Consider the following 23,150-nt stretch of genomic DNA (forward strand, 5'->3'; position numbering starts at 1 on the left):
CGTATTAAGACGTGATACGCAAACCCTGGATAAGCTGGTTATCAAAATTAAATGCTTCACGGGCCAACCCGGCCAGCACCACATAATTAACCGATGAAGCCCATAAATCGCAGCGGGCATTAATAAGATCCTGTTCGGCCCGGCTAATTTCCTGTTCGGCATTCAGTAAATCGAGCACATTGCGGGTACCTAGCGATAAATATTGCTCACGGTAGAGTGCACGCGTTTCCAGAATAGTTTTCATTCTGCGGCTGAGTAATGAAATATTACGCTGCAGGCCGTTGACGCTCTGAAAATAGTTGCGTTGCTGATCGGTTATTTCCAGTTTTTTACTGGCAATGGCCGATCTTGCCGCTTCAAGCGCCCGGGCGCTGGCACTTTCCTGAGCAACCAATGCGCCACCCTGATAAAGGGTACTGTTCACCGATAAATAGACGTTCTGATACTGACTGTGACGCTGGCTGCTGGCGATATCACCCATATATTTGTTGCTGTTCGCTTCCAGCGACACCGTGGGATAACGCTGCGCTTTATAGCTGCGTAATTCAGCCTGGGCGACGGCTGCATCTGCCTGCGCCATAAGAATCTCTGGATTACGGTTGAGATCGATATGGTTGCGCTGGCGCTCAATTAACGGCAGCAGCGAGACGGGCGCAGAGAGGCGAGTGGAACCCAGCGGCTGGCCGATCAGTGACTGCAGGTGATACTTCTGCTGCTGCAGTTTGATCTCAATATCCTGCTGTTGCGCCAGCGCGGCTTCCACACGCGCCTGCGCCTGGACCGGATCAACCCGGGTACTGGCGCCCGCGTCGGCCCGCATCTGCGTCAGCGCCAGGATGTTGCGTAGTGCTTTGACTTCTTTTTTTGCATTATCAAGCAGCTGCGCGTATCGATACACTTCATTCATCGCCAGCGCAGTTTGCTGGATAATAGTATCGATCTGTGCCAGTACAGCGGCCTGCTGGCGCAGATATTTCGCGCTGGCCTGATCCACTGCGCTGCCGGTTTTGCCAAAGTCATACAGCATCTGAGAGAGGCCTACCGTGGCGATCTGCCCATTGCCTTCATCCTCCTGGCGACCTGAGGTGATGCCAGCTTTTATAGCCGGCAGATAGCCTGCACTGGCAGCATCAATACTGAAGCCAGCTGATTCAAGCGTGGCGATGCTGCTGCCAATTGAGGGATGATAATTAACCGCCTGCTGAATAGCCTGCTGCCAGTCGGTGGGCCATTCAGCAGGTAAATGTGGATTACGACTGGCCTGATTTTTTTCGGCTGGCTGCATCTCAATCTGAGCCGGTTTGATCTGTAGTTTGTCCGCCAGCACAGCACTGCCTGCTGGCGTAGTCGCTGGATCCGGCGTATCAGAAAAAGCGCCCCAAAACCCTGCCGGCGCTTCTTTTATTTCAGCCTGGGTAAAGGGATTGCGCCCCTTTTCCGCTGAAAAAGCGCAGGGCATGCTTATTACACAATAAAGGGTAATAAATAATTTTCTCATATTTATCTGAAGCACTCTGGTGTAAATGAATATAATTGTTATTAAAAAGAGGCAGGAATAACGGGCTGGAAATAAAAACCCAGCCCGCCATCATTACTAATTACTTTTTATTAACCAATATTGACATCATCTTCGACATACAACTGCACGACAGAACCATCGGCGGCCGCACTGGTATACTGGTGATAACTGACACCGTTAACCAATAGATCGCTCGACTGATCCCAACTCCCTTTCAACATGACGGTATCCCCATCAGCCCCTCTGACATAAAGCGTATTATTGTCATCAGTCACTTTCAGCAAACTTTCCGCGCTGATAATCAGTTTGTCGTTTTCACTGTCGTTCAGCAGGTTGATGGTTTCAATATTATCGACCTTTGCCGAAATATCGCTGAGGTTCAATGGCGCGCTGCCGTGCCACGCCAGCGTGTCCTGACCGTCTGCACCGTTAATGGAGGTGAAACTGGTGTCATATACCTCGAAAATATCGCCGCCTTTGGTGCCGCTGAACAGAATCTCGCCACCGGCGCTGCCATCAACATCAATGCCCAGATTAAAACTCAGTGCAGCATTACTGCCGTCTGACAGGGTATAGGTAAAGGTATCGGTCAGCCCGCTTTGCGCATGTGTGACATCCGCAACATAGTTGTAATGCCCTTCACCGTCGATCGTCAGGGTGCCATAAGCGCCTTTGAAGCTCACCGCATCATCAGCAACGGTCATTACTTCCCCGTTCTGGCTGACCGACACCACTGACGCATCTTCAGACAGCGATCCGGTTATACCTTCAGCCACTTCGTTGAAAGTCAGCCCCTGCTGGACGTAGAGCGTGATCGGCGTGCCATCAAGCGCCGTGCCGGTGTAGAGGGTGTAGGTAATGTTGTTAAGCGTTTCCGCCCCATTCGCCTGCCAGACCCCTTGCAGCGAGAGTGAATCTTCGCTGCCGCCGCGCACATACAGCACGTTACTGTCGTCGGTGATGTTTTTAATATCATCGGCATCAAGCATCAGCACCGTTGCTACCGCGTTACTTTGCAGATCGATCGCTTCAATATTGCTGACCTTGCCGGCAATCTCGCTAAGCTGCAGGTCACCTTCACCGTTCCAGATCAGCGTATCCTGACCCGCTTTTCCATCCACCGAGGTGAACTGGGTATCGTGGATCATGAAGCTGTCATTGCCCACCGTGCCAGCAAAGATCAGCGCCCCGCCTTCTGAGCCATCCACGGCGACACCCAGCGTCATGACCAGGTTTTTAACCGTACCGTCAGCCAGCACATAGGTAAATGTGTCTTCGCTGCCGGACAGTTTTATCACCGAGTTACTGTTCAGTTGATAAGTGTAACTGCCGTCGTTATGGATGGTCAGCGTACCGTAGGTCCCGGTAACGGTAGTGCCTGCGGCGGCAATCAGCGTATAGCTTGCTGCTCCGGAGACGATCCCGGCGGCGATCGATTTCACCAGAAGTGCGCTGTCACTGGCGCTGTCACTGGTAAAGACCGAGCCCGTCACGCTTGAGCTGGTACTAACTTTGTAATCGGTGGTGCTGACAATATTGGCCGCCACCCGGACAGTCAGCGCATCGTAGTGGGTTGTCCAGAACAGGCCTGGATAACCGGACTGGGTGCTGTCCACCACCACGCGATAGGTGCCTGCCGGTTGCCCTTCCAGCGAAACGTTCAGCCCGATGCCTGCAGTAATCGGCTGAGACCCTTCAGTCACGGTATCCCAGCGCAGTGTCTGGCTGTTGTAAACCTGTAATGACCAGTTGATCGATACGAGATTGCTGGTATCGATCTCAGCACCGGAGACGCTGATACTGATTTCCTGCAGATCGCTGATGTTGTTAATCGTGAAGCTTTCACTGCTAAAGTGACCAAACGCCGTATTTAAGGTGGTGGTCTGGTCGATGCTGTCGCTAAGCAGAGAAACCTGCCCGGTAATATCAGCCGCGCTATCTTCAGCCAGCGTAATGCTGCTGCTCTGCTTAATATCGCTGTCGACATACAGATTAACGACCTGACCCTCCGCGGTGGTGCTGACATAGTGCACGTAATCAACGTTATTGAAGACTTCGTGACCACTCAGCGTCCAGCTGCCTGACAGGGTCAGCGTGTCGGTTATCGCACCTTTCACAAACAGGGTATTTTGATCATCGGTGATCTGCGCCACGTTTTGCGCGGTGATCACCAGATTATTCACACTGCTGTCGTTGACCAGATCAATTTCTTCGATATTGCTGATTTTACTGGCGATATCACTCAGGGTCAGGGTGCCGGTACCGCTCCACACCAGCGTATCGAAGCCTTCAACGCCATCAATACTGGCAAAGCCGGTATCGCTGAGGCTGAACGTGTCATCACTGGTCGTCCCGGTTGCTGCTTGCGACGCCGCCACGTTGTACGCCGTACCGTCCTCGCTGTTCTGATATTCGACCGGGGAGAGCGTAAGGCCCTGCTGCAGGTAAATATCAACCGACGAATTGTCTGCAGCCGTGGCGGTATAGTGGGTATAGAAAACATTCTCGACCACCACCGTGCCGCTGTTTACCCAGACACCTTCCAGCGTAACGCTATCGCCTGCCACTCCTTTGATGTACAGCGCATTGGCGTCGTTGGTGACATCAGCCACACTCTGCGCATCAATGACCAGGTTGTCGCTTCCATCGGTCGAGGTCAGACTGATTGCTTCAATATCGCTGACCTTAGCGGCGATGCTGCTTAGCACCAGCTGACCGTTGCCATGCCACGCCAGCGTATCGTTGCCGTTGCCGCCTTCGACAGCGGTAAAATTGACGTCATGGATATCAAACACATCGTCTGCTTCAGTACCGTGGAACACCAGTGCGCCTCCGTTGCTGCCGTCAACTTCGACGCCAAGATGAATGGTAACCGTCGCAGTAACCACTTCACCGTTAGCGCCCTTAAGCGCATAGGTGAACACATCTTCCGAGCCAGCCGGCAAGGTAGTGGTGCCTGGCGTGTAGGTGTAAGCGCCGTTGTTGTAAATCACCAGGGTGCCATACTGGCCAGTAATGGTGACGCCACTTTCGGTAACGTGGGTATAGCTATCATCAATTGCGCGATCGCTGCTGCTGTCGCCGGCTTTGACAAAGATGCGGGTATACACCGAACTCAGTTTATCGGCGGTGCCGTCCGTTCCTTCGTCGGTCAGAATGTTGCCTGTCGCGACGTCGCCGGTGGTAATCACATAATCACTGGCGCTGACCGTCTCTACCGCAAGATCGAGTTTCACCACATTTTCCGCGCCGGTAGTGCTGATCGCCACACGGTAGGTGCCTTCACCTAAACCCTCGAGCAGATCGGCCATCGCCACATCCTGAATGACTTCAGCATTATGTTGTCCGGCCGCTACCACTGCGTTTTGGCTCTTCACCGTGCTCCAGCTTCCGTCACCGTTCTGCATCTGAACGGCATAAGTGATGTTCAGATCGGTGGCGAAGTTGTTGCCAAATAATCCCCATTCGGTGGTTAGCGTCAGCGAACCGGTGACAATATCGTCCGTGCCGGTCAGGCTGAAGGTGGAAGAGTAGTTCTCGGTACCACCGGCAGTGAGCTTAACGTCGGTATCACTGGCGCTGGAGGTTTCATAGATTACCGTAATGCTGGCATTCGCTTCGTTATTTGAGGCAATATCGGTGACCGCATTAGCCGCCGGATCGGTAGCATTCCAGCTCAGCTGCAGTGCGTCGTTGGTGCTACCAATCTGCACATGCAGCTGCGCTGAGGCGGTCTTACCGGTTGCTGAGTCGGTAATGGTATAGGTAAACGAATCCACTTTACCGATGCTGTCCATTGACGAATCAGGCGTGTACTCATAGCTGCCATCGGCATTAATCACCAGCGTACCGTAGCGGCCAACCAGGGTGGTTTTAGGCGATGCCTGGTTCATTTCAGCGGAGGTCACTATGCCTTCGCTGTTGGTCACGCTCACCGACGTCACTGAGGTGTAAGCGCCGTGCGGAATCCCATCGGTGCCGTAAGCGCTATCGACGTCAGTAATGACGTTGCCGATCGCCGTGGTGTAGTCGGTAGGCGTACCCTGTTCTGCCAGGGTGTAAACCGTCTTCGAGGCTTCGAGGTCAAAACTGGCCCCCAGGTTAATCCCTGAAGTGGTATAGACCAGCTGATACTGACCGGCGGTTAATCCCGACAGCGTAATGGAGGAGGTCGATGCGCCCATGCCAAACATCCCGAACAGGTTACCGCTCTCCTCCTGCGATACCGTGACCCACTCTCCGGTAGAGGGATCCAACTTCTGCAGTACCAGCGTCGAGTTACTGGCGACGTTAACGAATGAGGAAGAGGTCGCGTTAACCTGCAGATCCATAATGGTGCCATCTTCAACCACAATCGGATCGCTGGTTATCTGGTTGTTAAACGCGATCAATCCCCCATCGCTAAGCACGGTCCCCAGATCCTGCTCCACACTCACCGGATAGGTGAAGCCTACCGCAGCGCCTGAACTGATGTTATCTGACGCGCTCAGCTCAATGGCCTGAACATTCAACGGCAGCACGGCAGAAGGATCGCTGCTGTTGCCTGCGGCATCGGTAGTGACAAACGTCAGCTCGTGACTGCCGTCATACAGCCCTGCTTCGGCTGTAAACTGCCAGCTACCGTCTTCAGCAACCGGGGTTTCACCGATCGCTTCGCCTTTATCGTAGAGGGTCACCGTGGCACCTGGTTCGAGATCGCTGCCACTGAACGTCAGCTTGCTGTCACTCTGCGTTTCTGCCGGATTGGTTATCTCCCCAGCTTCATCGGTGATCACCACTGTGCTGAGGTTGACCGCCTCAGGCGCCACAGAATCCACAACATATTCCACGGCCGCAGATTCACCGCTGCTGTTACCGGCGGCATCTACCGCTTCAAAAGTGAAGTCGTGCTCACCTTCACTCAGCGCCGCGTCTGGCATAAAGCTCCAGTTACCGTTTTCGTCAACGGCTGCTTCGCCAAGTACCGTGCCATTATCCCGGACGACTACGGTGGATCCCGCTTCCAGCCCTTCGGCGGTGAAGGTCGGGGTCGTCTCGGTAATTTCACTGCCCGCCTCCAGGATTGTGCCTGCCTCGTCGGTCAGGGTGATGTCAGCCAGGCTGATCGGTTCTGGTGCGAGGGTGTCGATAACAACATTAATGGTATCGCTGCCCGAATTACCCTGGTGATCCTCAATCGACACGCTCAGCGCATGATCGCCATCGTCCAGTGGCGCTGCGGGCGTAATGCTCCAGCTGCCATCTTCGGCGACGTCGACCACGCCCAGCACGCTATCGCCATCGGTTAAGGTGACAGTAGATCCCGGTAACTGATCTTTACCGCTGAAGGTTGGTGTGCTGTCGTTGATGAGATCGCCATCAGTGATGATATTGCCGTCGTCATCACTAACCACCATACCGGTGTTAATGCCTTTATTGACCGAGATGGCTAAATCCAGCGCATCAGAGATTCCACTGCTGTTACCCACCTGATCTATCACTTCAAAGGTGAAGCTGTGGTCACCATCCATAAGTTTTTCAGATGGGGTGAAGCTCCAGTTCCCGTCTTCGTCAACGGTGGTTTCACCCAACACGGTGTCACCATCGCGAACAATGACGGTGGCGCCAGCCTCAAGGCTCTGGCCGCTGAAGGTAGGGGTATTGTCTGCCATCACATCCGAGGCGATAACGGCATCCCCATTATCATCAACAAGGGTTATGCCTGTGATATCAACGCCTGCTGGCGGTGTCGTGTCAACGATGACGTTGAAGCTTCCTTCATTGGTCACTCCTTGCGGATCGGTCACAGTAACATTGATGCTGTGCTCGCCCTCGCTCAGTGGAGACTCAGGGGTAAAGCTCCAGTTACCGTCAGCATCCACTTCGACGTTAGCCAGTACGACTTCACCATCGGCAATAACAATCGTTGAGCCGGGCACGAAATCTTTACCGCTGATTGTCGGATCGTTGTCGTTGACGGTGTCGCCGCTGTGGATCAGGTTGCCGTTATTATCAGTAATTTCAATGACAGGGATTACCGGCGTTTCGACAATGACGCTGACTTCATCACTTACCGCGTTACCGCTGGCGTCGGTGCCGTCCACTACGATGGCGTGCTCACCGTCTGTCAGCGGCTGATCCGGCGTGAAGCTCCATTCGCCGTCATCGCCCGCGATCACTTCGCCGATTACCGTGTCGCCATCGGTGATGGTGACGGTTGAGCCCGGCTGCATGCCTTCGCCGCCGAAGGATGGCGTGCTGTCGTTAGTGGTGCTGCCATCGGCAATCGGATTACCTTCGTCATCGGTGATTACCGGGGCCGTGATGCTTTCTTCTGATCCGGTCTCGCCTTCTGGTTCACCGGTGCCTTCTTCTGAACCGGTCTCACCTTCTGGTTCGCCATTACCTTCTTCAGAGCCGGTTTCGCCTTCTGGTTCACCGGTGCCTTCTTCTGAACCGGTATCGCCTTCTGGTTCGCCTTCAGCGGTGCCCGCATCGACAATAATGGTGATGTCGTCACTGACGGTGCTGCCGTCGGCGGCCGTGCCGTCGACCACGATGGCGTGCTCGCCGTCCGTCAGCGGCTGATCAGGCGTGAAGCTCCACTCACCGTCATCGCCCGCGATCACTTCGCCGATCACCGTGTCGCCATCGGTGATGGTGACGGTTGAGCCCGGCTGCATACCTTCGCCGCCGAAGGATGGCGTGCTGTCGGTTGTGGTACTGCCGTCGGCAATCGGATTACCTTCGTCATCGGTGATTACTGGGGCCGTGGTAGCTTCTTCTGAGCCGGTTTCGCCTTCAGGTTCACCTTCAGCGGTGCCCGCATCGACAATAATGGTGACGTCATCGCTGACCGTGCTGCCGTCGGCGGCCGTGCCGTCAACCACAATGGCGTGCTCACCGTCCGCCAGAGGCTGATCAGGCGTGAAGTTCCACTCACCGTCATCGCCTGCGGTGACTTCGCCGATCACCGTGTCGCCGTCGGTGATGGTGACGGTTGAACCCGGCTGCATACCTTCACCGCCGAACGACGGCGTGCTATCAGTCGTGGTGCTGCCGTCGGCAATCAGGTTGCCTTCGTCATCGCTGATTACCGGTCTGGTGGTATCTTCTTCAGAACCGGTCTCGCCTTCAGGTTCACCGGTGCCTTCTTCTGAACCGGTTTCGCCTTCTGGTTCGCCCTCAGCGGTGCCCGCATCGACAATAATGGTGACGTCATCGCTGACCGTGCTGCCGTCGGCGGCCGTACCGTCGACCACAATGGCGTGCTCGCCATCCGCCAGAGGCTGATCAGGCGTGAAGCTCCACTCACCGTCGTCGCCCGCGGTGACTTGGCCGATCACCGCGTCGCCGTCGGTGATGGTGACGGTTGAACCCGGCTGCATACCTTCACCGCCGAAGGACGGCGTGCTGTCGGTTGTGGTGCTGCCGTCGGCAATCGGGTTGCCTTCGTCGTCGCTGATTACCGGTCTGGTGATCTCTTCTTCTGATCCGGTCTCGCCTTCAGGTTCACCGGTGCCTTCTTCTGAACCGGTCTCGCCTTCAGGTTCACCGGTGCCTTCTTCTGAACCGGTCTCGCCTTCGGGTTCGCCCTCAGGTTCACCCTCAGCGGTGCCCGCATCAATAACGATATTCACACCGTCGCTGACCGTGCTGCCATCTGCTGCCGTGCCGTCGACCACAATGGCGTGCTCGCCGTCAGCCAGCGGCTGATCAGGCGTGAAACTCCACTCACCGTCGTCGCCCGCGATCACTTCGCCGATCACCGTGTCACCATCGGTGATGGTGACGGTTGAGCCAGGCTGCATACCTTCGCCGCCGAAGGATGGCGTGCTGTCGTTAGTGGTGCTGCCGTCGGCAATCGGGTTGCCTTCGTCGTCGCTGATTACCGGTCTGGTGATCTCTTCTTCTGAGCCGGTTTCGCCTTCGGATTCACCAGTACCTTCTTCTGATCCGGTTTCGCCTTCAGATTCACCGGTGCCTTCTTCTGAACCGGTTTCGCCTTCGGATTCACCGGTGCCTTCTTCTGAACCGGTTTCGCCTTCTGGTTCACCTTCAGCGGTGCCCGCATCGACAATAATGGTGACGTCATCGCTGACCGTGCTGCCGTCGGCGGCCGTACCGTCGACCACAATGGCGTGCTCGCCGTCCGTCAGCGGCTGATCAGGCGTGAAGCTCCACTCACCGTCGTCGCCCGCGATCACTTCGCCGATTACCGTGTCGCCGTCGGTGATGGTAACGGTTGAACCCGGCTGCATGCCTTCGCCGCCGAAGGACGGCGTGCTGTCGGTTGTGGCACTGCCGTCGGCAATCGGATTACCTTCGTCATCGGTGATTACCGGGGCCGTGATACCTTCTTCTGAAACGGTTTCGCCTTCGGATTCACCAGTGCCTTCTTCTGAACCGGTCTCACCTTCTGGTTCGCCCTCAGGTTCGCCCTCAGCGGTGCCCGCATCAATAACGATATTCACACCATCGCTGACCGTGCTGCCGTCTGCTGCCGTGCCGTCGACCACGATGGCGTGCTCGCCGTCCGTAAGCGGCTGATCAGGCGTGAAGCTCCACTCACCGTCGTCGCCCGCGATCACTTCGCCGATTACCGTGTCGCCGTCGGTGATGGTAACGGTTGAACCCGGCTGCATACCTTCGCCGCCGAAGGATGGCGTGCTGTCGTTAGTGGTGCTGCCGTCGGCAATCGGGTTGCCTTCGTCGTCGGTGATTACCGGGGCCGTGATACCTTCTTCAGAACCGGTTTCGCCTTCAGATTCACCGGTGCCTTCTTCTGAACCGGTTTCGCCTTCAGGTTCACCGGTGCCTTCTTCAGAACCGGTCTCGCCTTCAGGTTCACCGGTGCCTTCTTCTGAACCGGTTTCGCCTTCAGGTTCGCCGGTGCCTTCTTCTGATCCGGTTTCGCCTTCAGATTCGCCGTTACCTTCTTCTGAACCAGACTCATCTTCAGGTTCGCCATTACCTTCTTCAGCACCCGCTTCACCTTCTGATTCACCGGTACCTTCTTCTGAACCGGTCTCACCTTCTGGTTCGCCCTCAGGTTCGCCCTCAGCGGTGCCCGCATCAATAACGATATTCACACCATCGCTGACCGTGCTGCCGTCTGCTGCCGTGCCGTCGACCACGATTGCGTGCTCGCCGTCCGTCAGAGGCTGGTCAGGCGTAAAGCTCCATTCGCCGTTGTCGCCCGCAGTAACCTCGCCGATCACCGTGTCGCCATCGGTGATGGTGACGGTTGAACCCGGCTGCATACCTTCGCCGCCGAAGGATGGCGTGCTGTCGGTTGTGGTGCTGCCGTCGGCAATCGGATTACCTTCGTCGTCGGTGATAACCGGGGCCGTGATACCTTTTTCTGATCCGGTCTCGCCTTCAGATTCACCGGTGCCTTCTTCGGAGCCAGTTTCGCCTTCTGGTTCACCGGTGCCTTCTTCTGAACCGGTTTCGCCTTCGGATTCACCGGTGCCTTCTTCTGAACCGGTTTCGCCTTCTGGTTCACCTTCAGCGGTGCCCGCATCGACAATAATGGTGACGTCATCGCTGACCGTGCTGCCGTCGGCGGCCGTGCCGTCGACCACAATGGCGTGCTCGCCGTCCGTCAGCGGCTGATCCGGCGTAAAGCTCCATTCGCCGTTGTCGCCCGCAGTAACCTCGCCGATCACCGTGTCGCCGTCGGTGATGGTCACGGTTGAGCCCGGCTGCATGCCTTCGCCACCAAACGACGGCGTGCTGTCGTTAGTGGTGCTGCCGTCGGCAATCGGGTTGCCTTCGTCGTCGGTGATAACCGGGGCCGTGGTATCTTCTTCTGAACCGGTCTCACCTTCTGGTTCGCCCTCAGCGGTGCCCGCATCGACAATAATGGTGACGTCATCGCTGACCGTGCTGCCGTCTGCTGCTGTGCCGTCGACCACAATGGCATGCTCGCCATCTGTCAGCGGCTGATCAGGCGTGAAGCTCCACTCACCGTCGTCGCCTGCGGTGACTTCGCCGATCACCGTGTCGCCATCGGTGATGGTGACGGTTGAGCCCGGCTGCATGCCTTCGCCACCAAACGACGGCGTGCTGTCGTTAGTGGTGCTGCCGTCGGCAATCGGGTTGCCTTCGTCGTCGGTGATAACCGGTCTGGTGATCTCTTCTTCAGAACCGGTTTCGCCTTCTGGTTCGCCTTCAGCGGTGCCCGCATCGACAATAATGGTAACGTCATCGCTGACCGTGCTGCCGTCGGCGGCAGTGCCGTCGACCACAATGGCGTGCTCGCCGTCCGTCAGCGGCTGATCCGGCGTAAAGCTCCACTCACCGTCGTCGCCTGCGGTGACTTCGCCGATCACCGTGTCGCCGTCGGTGATGGTGACGGTTGAGCCCGGCTGCATACCTTCACCGCCGAAGGATGGCGTGCTGTCGGTTGTGGTGCTGCCGTCGGCAATCGCATTACCTTCGTCGTCAGTCATAACCGGTCTGGTGATCTCTTCTTCAGAGCCGGTCTCGCCTTCAGATTCACCGGTGCCTTCTTCGGAGCCAGTTTCGCCTTCTGGCTCGCCTTCTGGTTCACCCTCAGCGGTGCCCGCATCGACAATAATGGTGACACCGTCGATAACGGTGCTGCCATCGGCGGCCGTGCCATCTACCACAATGGCGTGCTCGCCGTCCGTCAGCGGCTGATCAGGCGTGAAGCTCCATTCGCCGTCGTCGCCCGCGGTGACTTCGCCGATCACCGTGTCGCCATCGGTGATGGTGACGGTTGAGCCAGGCTGCATGCCTTCACCGCCGAACGACGGCGTGCTGTCGGTTGTGGTACTGCCGTCGGCAATCGGATTACCTTCGTCGTCGGTGATTACCGGGGCCGTGATACCTTCTTCTGATCCGGTCTCGCCTTCAGATTCACCGGTGCCTTCTTCTGAACCGGTCTCACCTTCTGGTTCGCCCTCAGCGGTGCCCGCATCAACAATAATGGTGACGTCATCGCTGACCGTGCTGCCGTCTGCTGCTGTGCCGTCGACCACGATGCCGTGCTCGCCGTCCGTCAGCGGCTGATCAGGCGTGAAGCTCCACTCACCGTCGTCGCCCGCGATCACTTCGCCGATTACCGTGTCGCCGTCGGTGATGGTAACGGTTGAGCCCGGCTGCATACCTTCACCACCAAAGCTTGGTGTGCTGTCGCTGGTGGTGCTGCCGTCGGCAATCGCATTACCTTCGTCGTCGGTAATTACCGGTCTGGTGATCTCTTCTTCTGATCCGGTCTCGCCTTCGGATTCACCAGTGCCTTCTTCAGAACCGGTCTCACCTTCTGGTTCGCCCTCAGGTTCGCCCTCAGCAGTGCCCGCATCGACAATAATGGTGACGTCATCGCTGACCGTGCTGCCGTCGGCGGCAGTGCCGTCGACCACAATGGCGTGCTCGCCGTCAGCCAGCGGCTGATCCGGTGTGAAGCTCCACTCACCGTCGTCGCCCGCGATCACTTCGCCGATCACCGTGTCGCCGTCGGTGATGGTGACGGTTGAGCCCGGCTGCATACCTTCGCCGCCGAACGACGGCGTGCTGTCGGTTGTAGTGCTGCCGTCGGCAATCGGATTGCCTTCGTCATCGGTGATTACCGGTCTGGTATCTTCTTCAGAACCGGTTTCGCCTTCAGGTTCACCGGTGCCTTCTTCAGAACCGGTCTCGCCTTCAGGTTCACCGGTGCCTTCTTCTGAACCGGTTTCGCCTTCAGGTTCGCCGGTGCCTTCTTCTGATCCGGTTTCGCCTTCAGATTCGCCGTTACCTTCTTCTGAACCAGACTCATCTTCAGGTTCGCCATTACCTTCTTCAGCACCCGCTTCACCTTCTGATTCACCGGTACCTTCTTCGGCACCCGCTTCGCCTTCTGCTTCACCAGCACCTTGTTCTGAACCGGTCTCGCCTTCGGGTTCGCCCTCAGCATCACCTGCATCGACAATAATGGTGACGTCATCGCTGACCGTGCTGCCGTCTGCTGCCGTGCCGTCGACCACGATTGCGTGCTCGCCGTCCGTCAGCGGCTGATCAGGCGTGAAGCTCCACTCACCGTCATCGCCCGCGGTGACTTCGCCGATCACCGTGTCGCCATCGGTGATGGTGACGGTTGAGCCCGGCTGCATGCCTTCGCCACCAAAGGTCGGCGTGCTGTCATTGGTCGTGGTGCCATCGGCAATCGGATTGCCCGCATCGTCACTCAGCACCGGCTTGGTGGCTGGCACGACTGCGGGATCGCTGCTGTTATTGTCATCAACCACGACGCCGGTGTTGTCATCCGGGTTCGTTGCGGCTGAAGAGGAGGAGCTGTGATGTTTGCCGCCCGAATGAGAGGAAATGGCAATGCCGGCTAATGCGGCAACGCCTGCCAGCGCGCCACCGGCAAGCAGCATATTATCGATACTCGCGGCATCAACCGTATTTGATGTCAGCGTATAAAAACCGTCAGCGGCGTCATAGTCATAAGCATATAAGACACCGTCCGGGCCCGATGCGAGCATAACTGGCGCTTCTGTCTGACCGACATTGTCGAGGATGATCTGGTAATGCTCACCGGTAACCGCATCTTCCAGTTCGAACTGGAACTTATCGTCAACTTTTGCGGCTTTGATCTTTTTGGGCGGTTTTCCGTCACTGTTATGGACTTCATAGGACACAGCCTGCTGAGGCACATTGACCTGCAGGGATTGATGTGAGTTTAAGGTATGTTTAGTGATGACATCGCCTTTGATGTCTTTGATTATTAATTGCAAGCTCATTTTTCACCAATTAAATTTGTTAGGTTCCATCCAATATGTGGGGCAAGCTGTGTTACGTCTTAAAAGCGTGTCTTAAATGATTAATCAATCCGCAGGCATATAAAGTCCCGATTCAAAACAGGGTAAAGCTTAACGCTTAGCAGATTTATCGGCTTTGATAAAATGCCAACCCATGCATTGCAAAAAATTTACAGGCAGAGTAAAGCAAATACATTTATCAGTACGCCCCCGATAAACCAGCGAGATTAACCGGTACAGGTGTTATCGGAGGTTATTAGGAACTTTATTACAGAAGCCGTTTAAAGGAAAGATTAAGAATCAATATCGGCGAGCCAGAGAAGCTTTACATAAAACAAAGTAAAACAACACACAAATAGATAAAACCACGCTACCAACGTAAAATGACCGCAGCAGACAAAACCAGTAAAAACAGGCGCATAATAAAACATCCATATGTAAAACATGACCTATACCTGACTATCCAGATCAACATCCCCCTGCTCACATTAACTTAGTTTTAAATACAGATTAGCGAATTCAAAACATGCAATGCCAAATGAAACCCATTAATTTCCATTTCATCCTTATATCGCATTCCAGAATTGGAATAGATTTTAATAACAGCGACATGATTAGCCAAAAACTCCAACTAATCTCTATGCAAACACACTTACCCGAATGGAACCTGGTGTTAATGAAATGCGTTACATTGTTTTTTGCAACAGTTCACAGAGCAACTAACACCGTTTTATAAAATAAAACATCATCATATGACAACGTTATTTAACAGGTTTAGCTTTCAATTCTCCTTGATCTGAAGGATGAGATTTTCAGTACCCACGGCTTTGTCTATCGGCGGGGACGATATTAAGGATAGAGGTTACTGATTAGCCGAGGATAATTGATAAGAGATTATGTTTACCGCTTCCGTTAACGGGCGTTAAGCCGCTATCAATTACGGAAAAATTCATCTGACCTGCAATGGCAATAATGACCCGGCAGAAAGCCACGCTCTGAATCACGAACGATCAAATAATCGTCCCAATCAGTTACAGCAATAAATTACAGCTATAAAATACACCGTTAATAATTCCAGAGCGAAATTACCAGGCAAGCCGCGAGCCATACGCTGTTTAAAGCGCTGAACTCCAACATTCAGCGAAGATTACAGCGCCAGATACCCAGCCCGCTGGCTGCGCAATACAGCGGTGAAAACAGCAGGTTACATTTTGTTCAGCAGGCGTCTGTCATCACGCGCCTGCAGTCGTGCTGCCGCCGGGGACGGAAAGATATAGCTGAATAAATCCCGGTAGAAGTTGAGATGTTTCACCAGGCCTTCGTGAATCGTTTTGGTGATGTCTTTGACCAGGAACGCCTGTGTGGTACTGAAGTTGGCGACCGAGAAAAAGGTTTTATCATAGACGTTGACCATCCCTTCCCACTTCATCACACGCTCTTCATCTGCGGCGTCATCTGAAGCGACAAAGATAGCCTTATGTGATTTCACACCGTGGTTACTGACATAGGTCAGCGAGGAGTCGTAGCCTCGCTTGCTGCGCCAGCGGCAAAATTCATAAGGCACATCGTAACGCGGCAAAAAGAAGTCCGGACAGCGGAAGTTATCGTCGCAAATCAACCCTTCCAGCGTCACCGAAACATGCAGAAAGTCCTGCATGAAATCAAATTGCCGGGTTTTGCTGCAACTGACGTTTATGCTGAAATGACCCGCCTGTACGTACCAGTAATTGGTAAATCCGGTCACCAGAATACAAAATACCTGCCAGTCACTGAGTTTACGATCGCCTGCCAGCCCTCTGAAACGGCTAATCATCATCCGTGATTTAGGATGCTGATACGCTTTCAGCAGCGGATCGTTCATACCTTTCAGCAACATCAGGCGCTCTCCTTAACATTTTGCGCTTATCCTGCCACGCCCTCTGAACCCTGAAAAGGGGTCATCTTCTGAATGTGTCGGGGAGGCGGCGGTCGTGCGGTGCCAGCTGCTAATCCTGCCGCTGTTGGGTCTGTTGTTGCAAAGCGGCAAGCCTCTGCTCAAAACAGCCCACCAGCTGGCGTACCTTTTGCGGAATGAAGCGTGCATCGGGAAAGATGGCATAGAGATAGCGGTCCGGCAGCCGGTAGTCAGGCAAAATTCTGACCAGCTTACCGGCTGCCAGCGCCTCGCTGGCCATCAGCCTCTGTATCCCGCCTATCCCCAGCCCGGCTTCAATAGCCTCTGTCAGCGAGTGACTGTTATTCGAGCGAAAGACGCATTCCACTGCAAGCGACACGCTCTCTTGTGCTGAGACCAGGCGCAGCGGCGCATCCGGCTGAAGGCCACTGAAGCGAATGTGAGGATGACGCTGTAAATCGGCGGGCGTCAGCGGTTGCCCGTGCTGCGCCACCCAGTCAGCGGAGGCCACCAGCATCGTTTCAATCGTGGCCAGCATGCGCACAGCCAGGCCTGCCGGCGGCGCTTCACTGAGACGGATGGCAACATCGACGCCTTCAGAAATCAGATCCGACAAGCGATCGTCAAGCGCCACCTCGAGCTGTAATGCCGGATGCTGCTGCTGAAACGCCAGCAGCTGCGGCATAAAGCGCTGGCCCAGCCCGCTGGGTAACTGGATGTGCAGCTTTCCCTGCAACGGCTGCGAGCCCGGCCGTAATTGCTGCTCCAGCTCATCCATGGCATGTAACAGTTGCCTGACCTGTTGCAGATAACGCTGTCCCTCTTCGGTTAACGCCATCGCACGCGTAGTTCTGTGCAGCAAAACCACGCCCAGATCATCTTCGAGCGCCGCCACCTGCTGACTCATCGCCGACTGTTTCAGGCCGTGTTGCCGTGCGGCTGCTGAAAACGATCCCGCTTCGGCAACGCGAATGAATGACTGAATCGCAGTCAGTTTGTTCTGCATTTAGTGGATTTCTTAATAAGTGTTATCGGTATAAGGGGGATTTAATCACAAAGAAGCCCAGGTGAGACTGTGATTTCACTCCAGATGAGATCGCTATCATGAATAACAGGCAGGAAACAAACGTCGCGCTGGTGGCAGGCGCAACCGGTATCGTGGGCCAGCAACTTATTCGCGCGCTCTCGGCACAGCACTGGCAGGTTATCAGCCTGAGCCGCCAGCGACAGCCCGACCCCGGTCAGTCCAACGTGCTCGCTGTTGATCTGCTCGATCAGCAGCAGAGTAATCAGGTGCTCTCAGCGCTCACCGAGGTTACGCATATTTTTTACAGTGCCTGGCTCAATGCCCCGGATTGGGCCGCCATGGTGAAACCCAACGTAACGATGCTGCAAAATCTGGTCAGCAGCATGGAGCAGGTCGCGCCGCTGCAGCATGTCAGTCTGATGCAGGGATATAAGGTCTACGGTGCCCATCTCGGACCGTTTAAAACGCCAGCGCGGGAAAGCGATGCTGGCGTACCGGGTGCTGAATTTAATGCCGAACAACTTCGCTGGCTGGCCGATCGGCAACAGGGTAAAGCCTGGCACTGGAGCGCGCTGCGTCCCGGCGTGGTTGGCAGCGACCGGCCGGGCAACAGCATGAACATGGCGCTGAGTCTGGCGCTCTATGCCTCACTCTGTCGTGCTGAAAAGCTGCCTCTGCGCTTCCCGGGTTCGGTGCAGACCTGGCACAGCCTGGTCGACTTTACCGACGCTGAATTACTGGCAGACGCCACGATCTGGGCCGGACAGGCATCCGACGCACGCAATCAGGCGTTTAACGTGAATAATGGTGATTTATGGCGCTGGAGTGAGCTGTGGCCGGTGATCGCGGCGTGGTTTGATCTTGAGATCGCGCCGCCCGTTTCCTTATCGCTGCAGCAATTGTTCAGCGATTATCGACACAACTGGCAGGATATCGCTGCGGCTAACCAACTGGTTCAGCCCGATATTCTGGCGCTCAGTGACGGCAGTTTTGCCGATTTCGTCTTCGGCTGGCACTACGATATGTTTGGCGACGGCAGCAAAATCCGTCAGGCGGGGTTTCATCAGTACCGCGCAACCGACCGGATGTTCTGCGATCTGTTTGCCCGCTTTCGCGCCGCCAGAATTATTCCCTGACCGCCTCAGTACGATTGGCATACGCAGACAGCACGGCCGGAACGCCTGGCTGGCTGCGCGGCATAACGATTAGCGCCCTTTCTTCCTGCGTCCCGGCTGCGCAAAACGCTTGCGGGAGGCGCTGTCAGGCTCGGCTTTGCCAGCAGCCGGACGGGACGGGCTTTTTTGCGGTTTTTTTGCTGCGGCGGTTTTAGCCGGCGCTTTCTTTGCCGGCTTATCTTCTGAAGAAGAGTTCTCCAGCAGTTTAAACAGTTCGATCAGTTCGTCATCAGTCAGATCGCGCCATTCGCCCAGCGGCAGACCTTTCAGGTTGACGTTCATGATGCGGGTACGCTCAAGCTTCGTCACTTCGTAACCAAAGTGCTTACACATGCGGCGGATCTGGCGATTCAGCCCCTGCACCAGGGTGATACGAAACACAAAAGGCGCTTCTTTTTTGACTTTGCATTTTTTGGTCACGGTACCCAGCATCGGCACGCCCGCGCCCATTCCGGCGATAAACTCGTCGGTAATCGGCTTATCAACGGTAACCACATACTCTTTTTCGTGATTATTACCGGCGCGCAGGATTTTATTGACCAGATCGCCGTGGTTGGTCAGGAAAATCAGCCCCTGAGAATCTTTGTCCAGACGGCCAATCGGGAAGACCCGCTTACTGTGGTTAACGAAATCGCTGATGTTGTCGCGCTCACCCTCTTCCATGGTGGTGATAATGCCGACCGGTTTGTTCAGCGCAATCAGCACTAAATCATCTTCATCACGCGGTTCGATAAGCTGACCGTTCACTTTCACCACATCGCCTGCAAAAACCTGCGCGCCGACAGTGGCGCGTTTGCCGTTAATGAAAACGTTGCCCTGTTCGATATAACGATCGGCGTCGCGACGAGAACAGATTCCGCTCTCGCTGATGTATTTATTGAGACGAGTTGATGAGTGAGTCAGCATGGTTCCTCCAAAAAACGCGGACTATACCTTACCGGCGTGGGCTTGCGAAGTGTTTGCGAGCGAAACTTTTCCACGCCGGAAGCGCGGCCCGGTCCGGCTGAACGGCGTGACTCAGTCAGACGGCGCTGACAGGTCAATGGCCATATCCATACAGCGCAATCCACTGCCGGCCAGCTTTGAAGGATAAACACTTTCTCCCAGCAACTCGAAGCCATGTTGCAGGTAAAAGCTGGCGGCGTTAGGGGTAGATGAGAGCGTCAGGCGCCGGTAGCCACGGCGCTGTGCTTCTGCTTTGATGGTCTCAATAATCTCGCCCGCCAACCCCTGCCCGGTGAAGCCAGGCAGGGTGAAAATGGCTTCAATGCTGCCGGCCGCCAGATCCAGCGAGCCGGTCGCCACCGGCTGGCCGTCAGGGCCGTCGATCACCAGGAAAGGATTTTCGCGGATCATCGCCGGAAAGCTGGCGGGCATCCGGTCCGGCGTCCAGGCTGCAATCACCTCGGGCGCATACGCCGTCTGGCAGCCGTGGCGAATCGCCTGGTTTCTGATATCCCACAAGATTGTTGCCTCTTCAGGTGAAGCCCGTCTGACCTTCATCATCCTCTCCTGCTTCATCAATGCGACCGTCTCGCTACGTTATCACACCGCTTCCCTGCAGTGCGATCGCCGCCGATCAGAAGCGCGCATTGAGCCCGACGTTCCAGCTCACCTGATGATATTCGCTGTTGCCCGCCACCGCAGAGACGCCAGCAAATGCGGTTACCGCAGTGCCAAGCGGCACGCTGGCCCCGACCGCCATATCCAGCCAGTGGTCATCGCCGGTTTCGCTGGTGCGGGTAAACGCCGTGCGGGTCGATTTCAGCCCGGCCGTCACCGCTGAGTCACTGTCGCCAAACTGATGGTTGTAACTGATCTGCGCCCACGGATTGATCAACAGCTGCCTGCTGTCAATGCGCCAGCCGACAGACCCGACCTGCGAGTGCAGCGTCTGATCGCCAAAGCGCATGGCGCTGCTGCGATTGCCCTGCTCCTGATAGCCTGAGACCCGGCTATAATCCAGCGCATAGCTGGCAACCGGACCGGTAGAAACATACTGGCCGAGCGGCAGATCCCAGCCAGTTTCAATTCGCATTCCCAGCAGCTTACCGTCGGTACTGCCCTGTTCAGTCCGGGTGGCCGGACCCAGCCTGACCTGACGCTCAATATCATCGAAATCGAGATCGGCATAATGCAGATCGGCGTTAATCCAGCCCTGATCAAACAGCCGCAACTGACTCCACAGCGCCACCAGATTGCCACGCAGCCGGTAGTCGTAACGCGACGAAGGCTCCTGACGCTGCGACGTCGCTGAAAACATCGCCCCGGCCTGCCAGCTGTCGTTTAGCTGATAACCGATACCGACCGCGCCATTGGCGGTGGTGGCATCGCCATCCTGATAACTGTCGCCACGGAAATTCCGTGACTGACCGGCATAGCCACCAAACACGGTAAACTGTCCGGCCTCCGCAGGCTGCTGGCGCTGCTGCTGTAAATGTCCTTCCAGGGTACTACGCGCATCCTTCACCAGCATCAGCGGTGACTGACTCAGCGCCGCCACCTGTAACGGCGCATCCAGCACCGACTGAATATAGTCAGCGATCAGGGCATGCACCGCCGGGCTGGGATGCAGACGATCCGCAAACAGATACTGCTGCGCCTGAGAGAAACCCGGCGTGGCCGAGGTGCAATCCATTGCCGAGACGCCAGGCGGACAGGCCATGCCTGCGCTGTTGCTGATGCCGTACTGAACGGGATTGTCGATCACCTCATTGAACAACCGGTTGATATCGACCCGCGCGATATTGCCGCCGGTTGCCACCAGCCCCTGCTCTTCGAGCTGGTTATAACGGTCGGTCAGCGTCGCCGCGGTGTCGCTTAACAGTTGCCAGGCGGCAAACAGCTGGCGGGCGATAGCCTCACGCACCAGTGGAATGGCCGGGATCTGATCCGCAGCCTGGCGGAATGCCGCCTCAATAGCCTGCTCGCGCGCCGCCTGATCGGGAGTTGTGACGCTGCTTAACGACTGGAACAGCGCCGCCATAGCCGGTTCTGCTACCGGGCCAAGCGGTTGCAGAATGGCCTGCAGTAATGCCGGCGTCGCCCCGACGTTTGGCACCGTCGGCACCACCACGGTACCCGCCCCGGCCGCCAGCAGCCGGCTGACCTGGTCGGCCGCAGAGCGGGCACTGTGATCAATCACCTGCACCGCATTCAGCGGATCGGCTGCGGCAGCAGCCAGATCGTTACCGCCGATCCAGTGAATATAGAGACCATTGCCGTCAGCGCGACCGCCACTGGCGGCCAGATAACGGTCTAGCTGATCCTGACTGTTGTACTGCGGATTAAGCGCCGGCACCGCCACCGCACCTCCGGCGGCATAGTTACTGCCGCCCTGAGAAGACGGCTGCAGGGTTTGATTCAGCTGTTGCGCCAGTATCTCGTCATATAACGGATGGGACGCCGCGTCGTAGGTGAAGCGGCCCACATTGCCACCGTCGCTCAGGCTATCGCCAAACACGGTGAGTTGACTCCAGGCCGCTGCCGGCAGCGGCGACAGCAGACTCAGGGTGGTTATCGCTGCACTGGAGAGCAGGTGTCGCGCGTGAAAGGATTTCATCATCGGCTCCGCACAAGGTAACAGGGATTAAAAGAAGCAAAAAAGAGGCTCAATCTCGCAAAGCAAAGTAAGCGTAGTCGGCAGCAGAAAATGGCAGCAGAAAAGCCGCGATCGGGATCTCAAAGCGGGAAAATTTGGTCAGATGCGGTGTCTCGCCCGGCAGAGATGATGACCGCCGGGCACTGCAGGGACTATTTTTTACCGGCAGGTTTCAGGCCGCGATAGAGATCCTGCAGCCGTTTCATGGTTTTGACCGTGCGCTGAGGTAGCGTGGACGCCACCGAAAGAATCAGCATTTCCAGACAGACCATAATGGTGCCGTGCAGCGGAATCCGGCCGTTTTCACCGCCGCGCGGAACGTTAATCACCACATCGGCTTCGCGGGCAAAAAACGACTCGGTGGCATGAGTCAGCAAAATAATCGGAATTCCCAGCCGTTTTGCCTCGCGGACCACGGTAGTGCCTTCGCGGTGCGCCGATTGTTGCGCCATCATCACCAGCACGTCACCGCGCTGAAGTGCCAGCATCTGTTCGGCCAGCGCAATACTGGCGCGATTAAGGGAAAACGCCGGCAGCCCGATACGATTTAACAGGCGGACGCTGTAATCCGCCAGAATTCCGGAGGCGTTGATGCCAAAAATCGCCACCTGACGCGCCTCCCCCAGCAGCGCCACCGCATCGGCGACGGCGACACGGTTCTGCGGCTGCGACATCACCTCACAGGCGCGCCGGTGCCCCTCCAGTACAAAATCAATTGCACTGTTAACGTCGCTGGTCACCTCACTGACAGTGGTGATCATCTTTTCTTCGGAGGTCAGCGACGGACCAAACCACGCCTGCAGCGTCTGTTTCAGATCGCGCAGGCCGCTAAAACCCAGCGCCTGAACTGCCCGGATCACCGTTGCATCGGAGGTCTGATTAGCCAGTGCTATCTCCATCGCGGTGCTTTCCAGCACCGTTTCCCGCTGTTGATCGATATAGCGAGCCACCGCCAGCAGCCGGGGCGACAGCTGCTTTTCCCGCGAACGCAGACGTTCCCCGAAAATATCGACCCGATTTTTGCCGGTCCTGGCCTGTTTCATTTTCATACCTGCTGGCTGAGTTTTGGGTCGGACAAGAAGGTTTACCCACCCTGAAAAGCGCTGATTTTAACCTGAACGCTGTAGTGGGCAAGCCTAACCATGCTGTAATTCACCTGATAATGCTGGGGAATTAACCGCT

The 23,150-nt window shown here is 56.1% G+C and carries 9 protein-coding genes; 1 reads left to right on the top strand and 8 read right to left on the bottom strand.

Annotated elements, in window-relative coordinates; all coding sequences use genetic code 11:
• Nucleotides 1–4: 4 nt before the first annotated feature.
• The 4 genes from ABIB18_RS17545 to ABIB18_RS17560 all read right to left on the bottom strand — a co-directional run bounded on the left by ABIB18_RS17545 (nt 5) and on the right by ABIB18_RS17560 (nt 17,171).
• Nucleotides 5–1,327, bottom strand: a complete 1,323-nt coding sequence (locus ABIB18_RS17545; protein ID WP_354475014.1) for a TolC family outer membrane protein — start codon at nt 1,325–1,327, stop codon at nt 5–7.
• Nucleotides 1,328–1,608: 281 nt separating this feature from the next.
• On the bottom strand, nt 1,609–14,151 hold the full coding sequence (locus ABIB18_RS17550; RefSeq protein WP_354475016.1) for a BapA/Bap/LapF family large adhesin: 12,543 nt from the start codon (nt 14,149–14,151) through the stop codon (nt 1,609–1,611).
• Nucleotides 14,152–15,475: 1,324 nt separating this feature from the next.
• Nucleotides 15,476–16,147, bottom strand: coding sequence for a hypothetical protein (locus ABIB18_RS17555; RefSeq protein WP_354475018.1), 672 nt, complete (start codon nt 16,145–16,147; stop codon nt 15,476–15,478).
• 109 nt (nt 16,148–16,256) lie between these two features.
• Nucleotides 16,257–17,171 carry a LysR family transcriptional regulator gene (locus ABIB18_RS17560; RefSeq protein ID WP_354475020.1) on the bottom strand — a complete coding sequence of 305 codons (915 nt, stop codon included), beginning with the start codon at nt 17,169–17,171 and terminating at the stop codon, nt 16,257–16,259.
• A 98-nt stretch (nt 17,172–17,269) separates the two neighbouring features.
• On the opposite strand from ABIB18_RS17560, the gene ABIB18_RS17565 reads away from it, so the two are divergent.
• Nucleotides 17,270–18,328, top strand: coding sequence for an SDR family oxidoreductase (locus ABIB18_RS17565; protein ID WP_354475022.1), 1,059 nt, complete (start codon nt 17,270–17,272; stop codon nt 18,326–18,328).
• Between the two features lie 69 nt (nt 18,329–18,397).
• Here ABIB18_RS17565 and rluF read toward each other — a convergent pair whose 3' ends face one another.
• The 4 genes from rluF to ABIB18_RS17585 form a co-directional block, all read right to left on the bottom strand.
• Nucleotides 18,398–19,273, bottom strand: a complete 876-nt coding sequence (gene rluF / locus ABIB18_RS17570) for a 23S rRNA pseudouridine(2604) synthase RluF (protein WP_031375967.1) — start codon at nt 19,271–19,273, stop codon at nt 18,398–18,400.
• A gap of 111 nt (nt 19,274–19,384) precedes the next feature.
• Nucleotides 19,385–19,870, bottom strand: coding sequence for a GNAT family N-acetyltransferase (locus ABIB18_RS17575; protein ID WP_031375966.1), 486 nt, complete (start codon nt 19,868–19,870; stop codon nt 19,385–19,387).
• A 76-nt stretch (nt 19,871–19,946) separates the two neighbouring features.
• Nucleotides 19,947–21,929 carry an autotransporter outer membrane beta-barrel domain-containing protein gene (locus ABIB18_RS17580; protein ID WP_354475129.1) on the bottom strand — a complete coding sequence of 661 codons (1,983 nt, stop codon included), beginning with the start codon at nt 21,927–21,929 and terminating at the stop codon, nt 19,947–19,949.
• A 191-nt stretch (nt 21,930–22,120) separates the two neighbouring features.
• Nucleotides 22,121–23,011: a MurR/RpiR family transcriptional regulator gene (locus ABIB18_RS17585; protein WP_031375964.1), complete on the bottom strand. Its 891-nt coding sequence runs from the start codon at nt 23,009–23,011 to the stop codon at nt 22,121–22,123.
• Between the last annotated feature and the right edge of the window lie 139 nt (nt 23,012–23,150).

It is taken from the genome of Pantoea sp. UYEF8, from assembly GCF_040546285.1.
GTDB lineage: Bacteria > Pseudomonadota > Gammaproteobacteria > Enterobacterales > Enterobacteriaceae > Pantoea > Pantoea brenneri.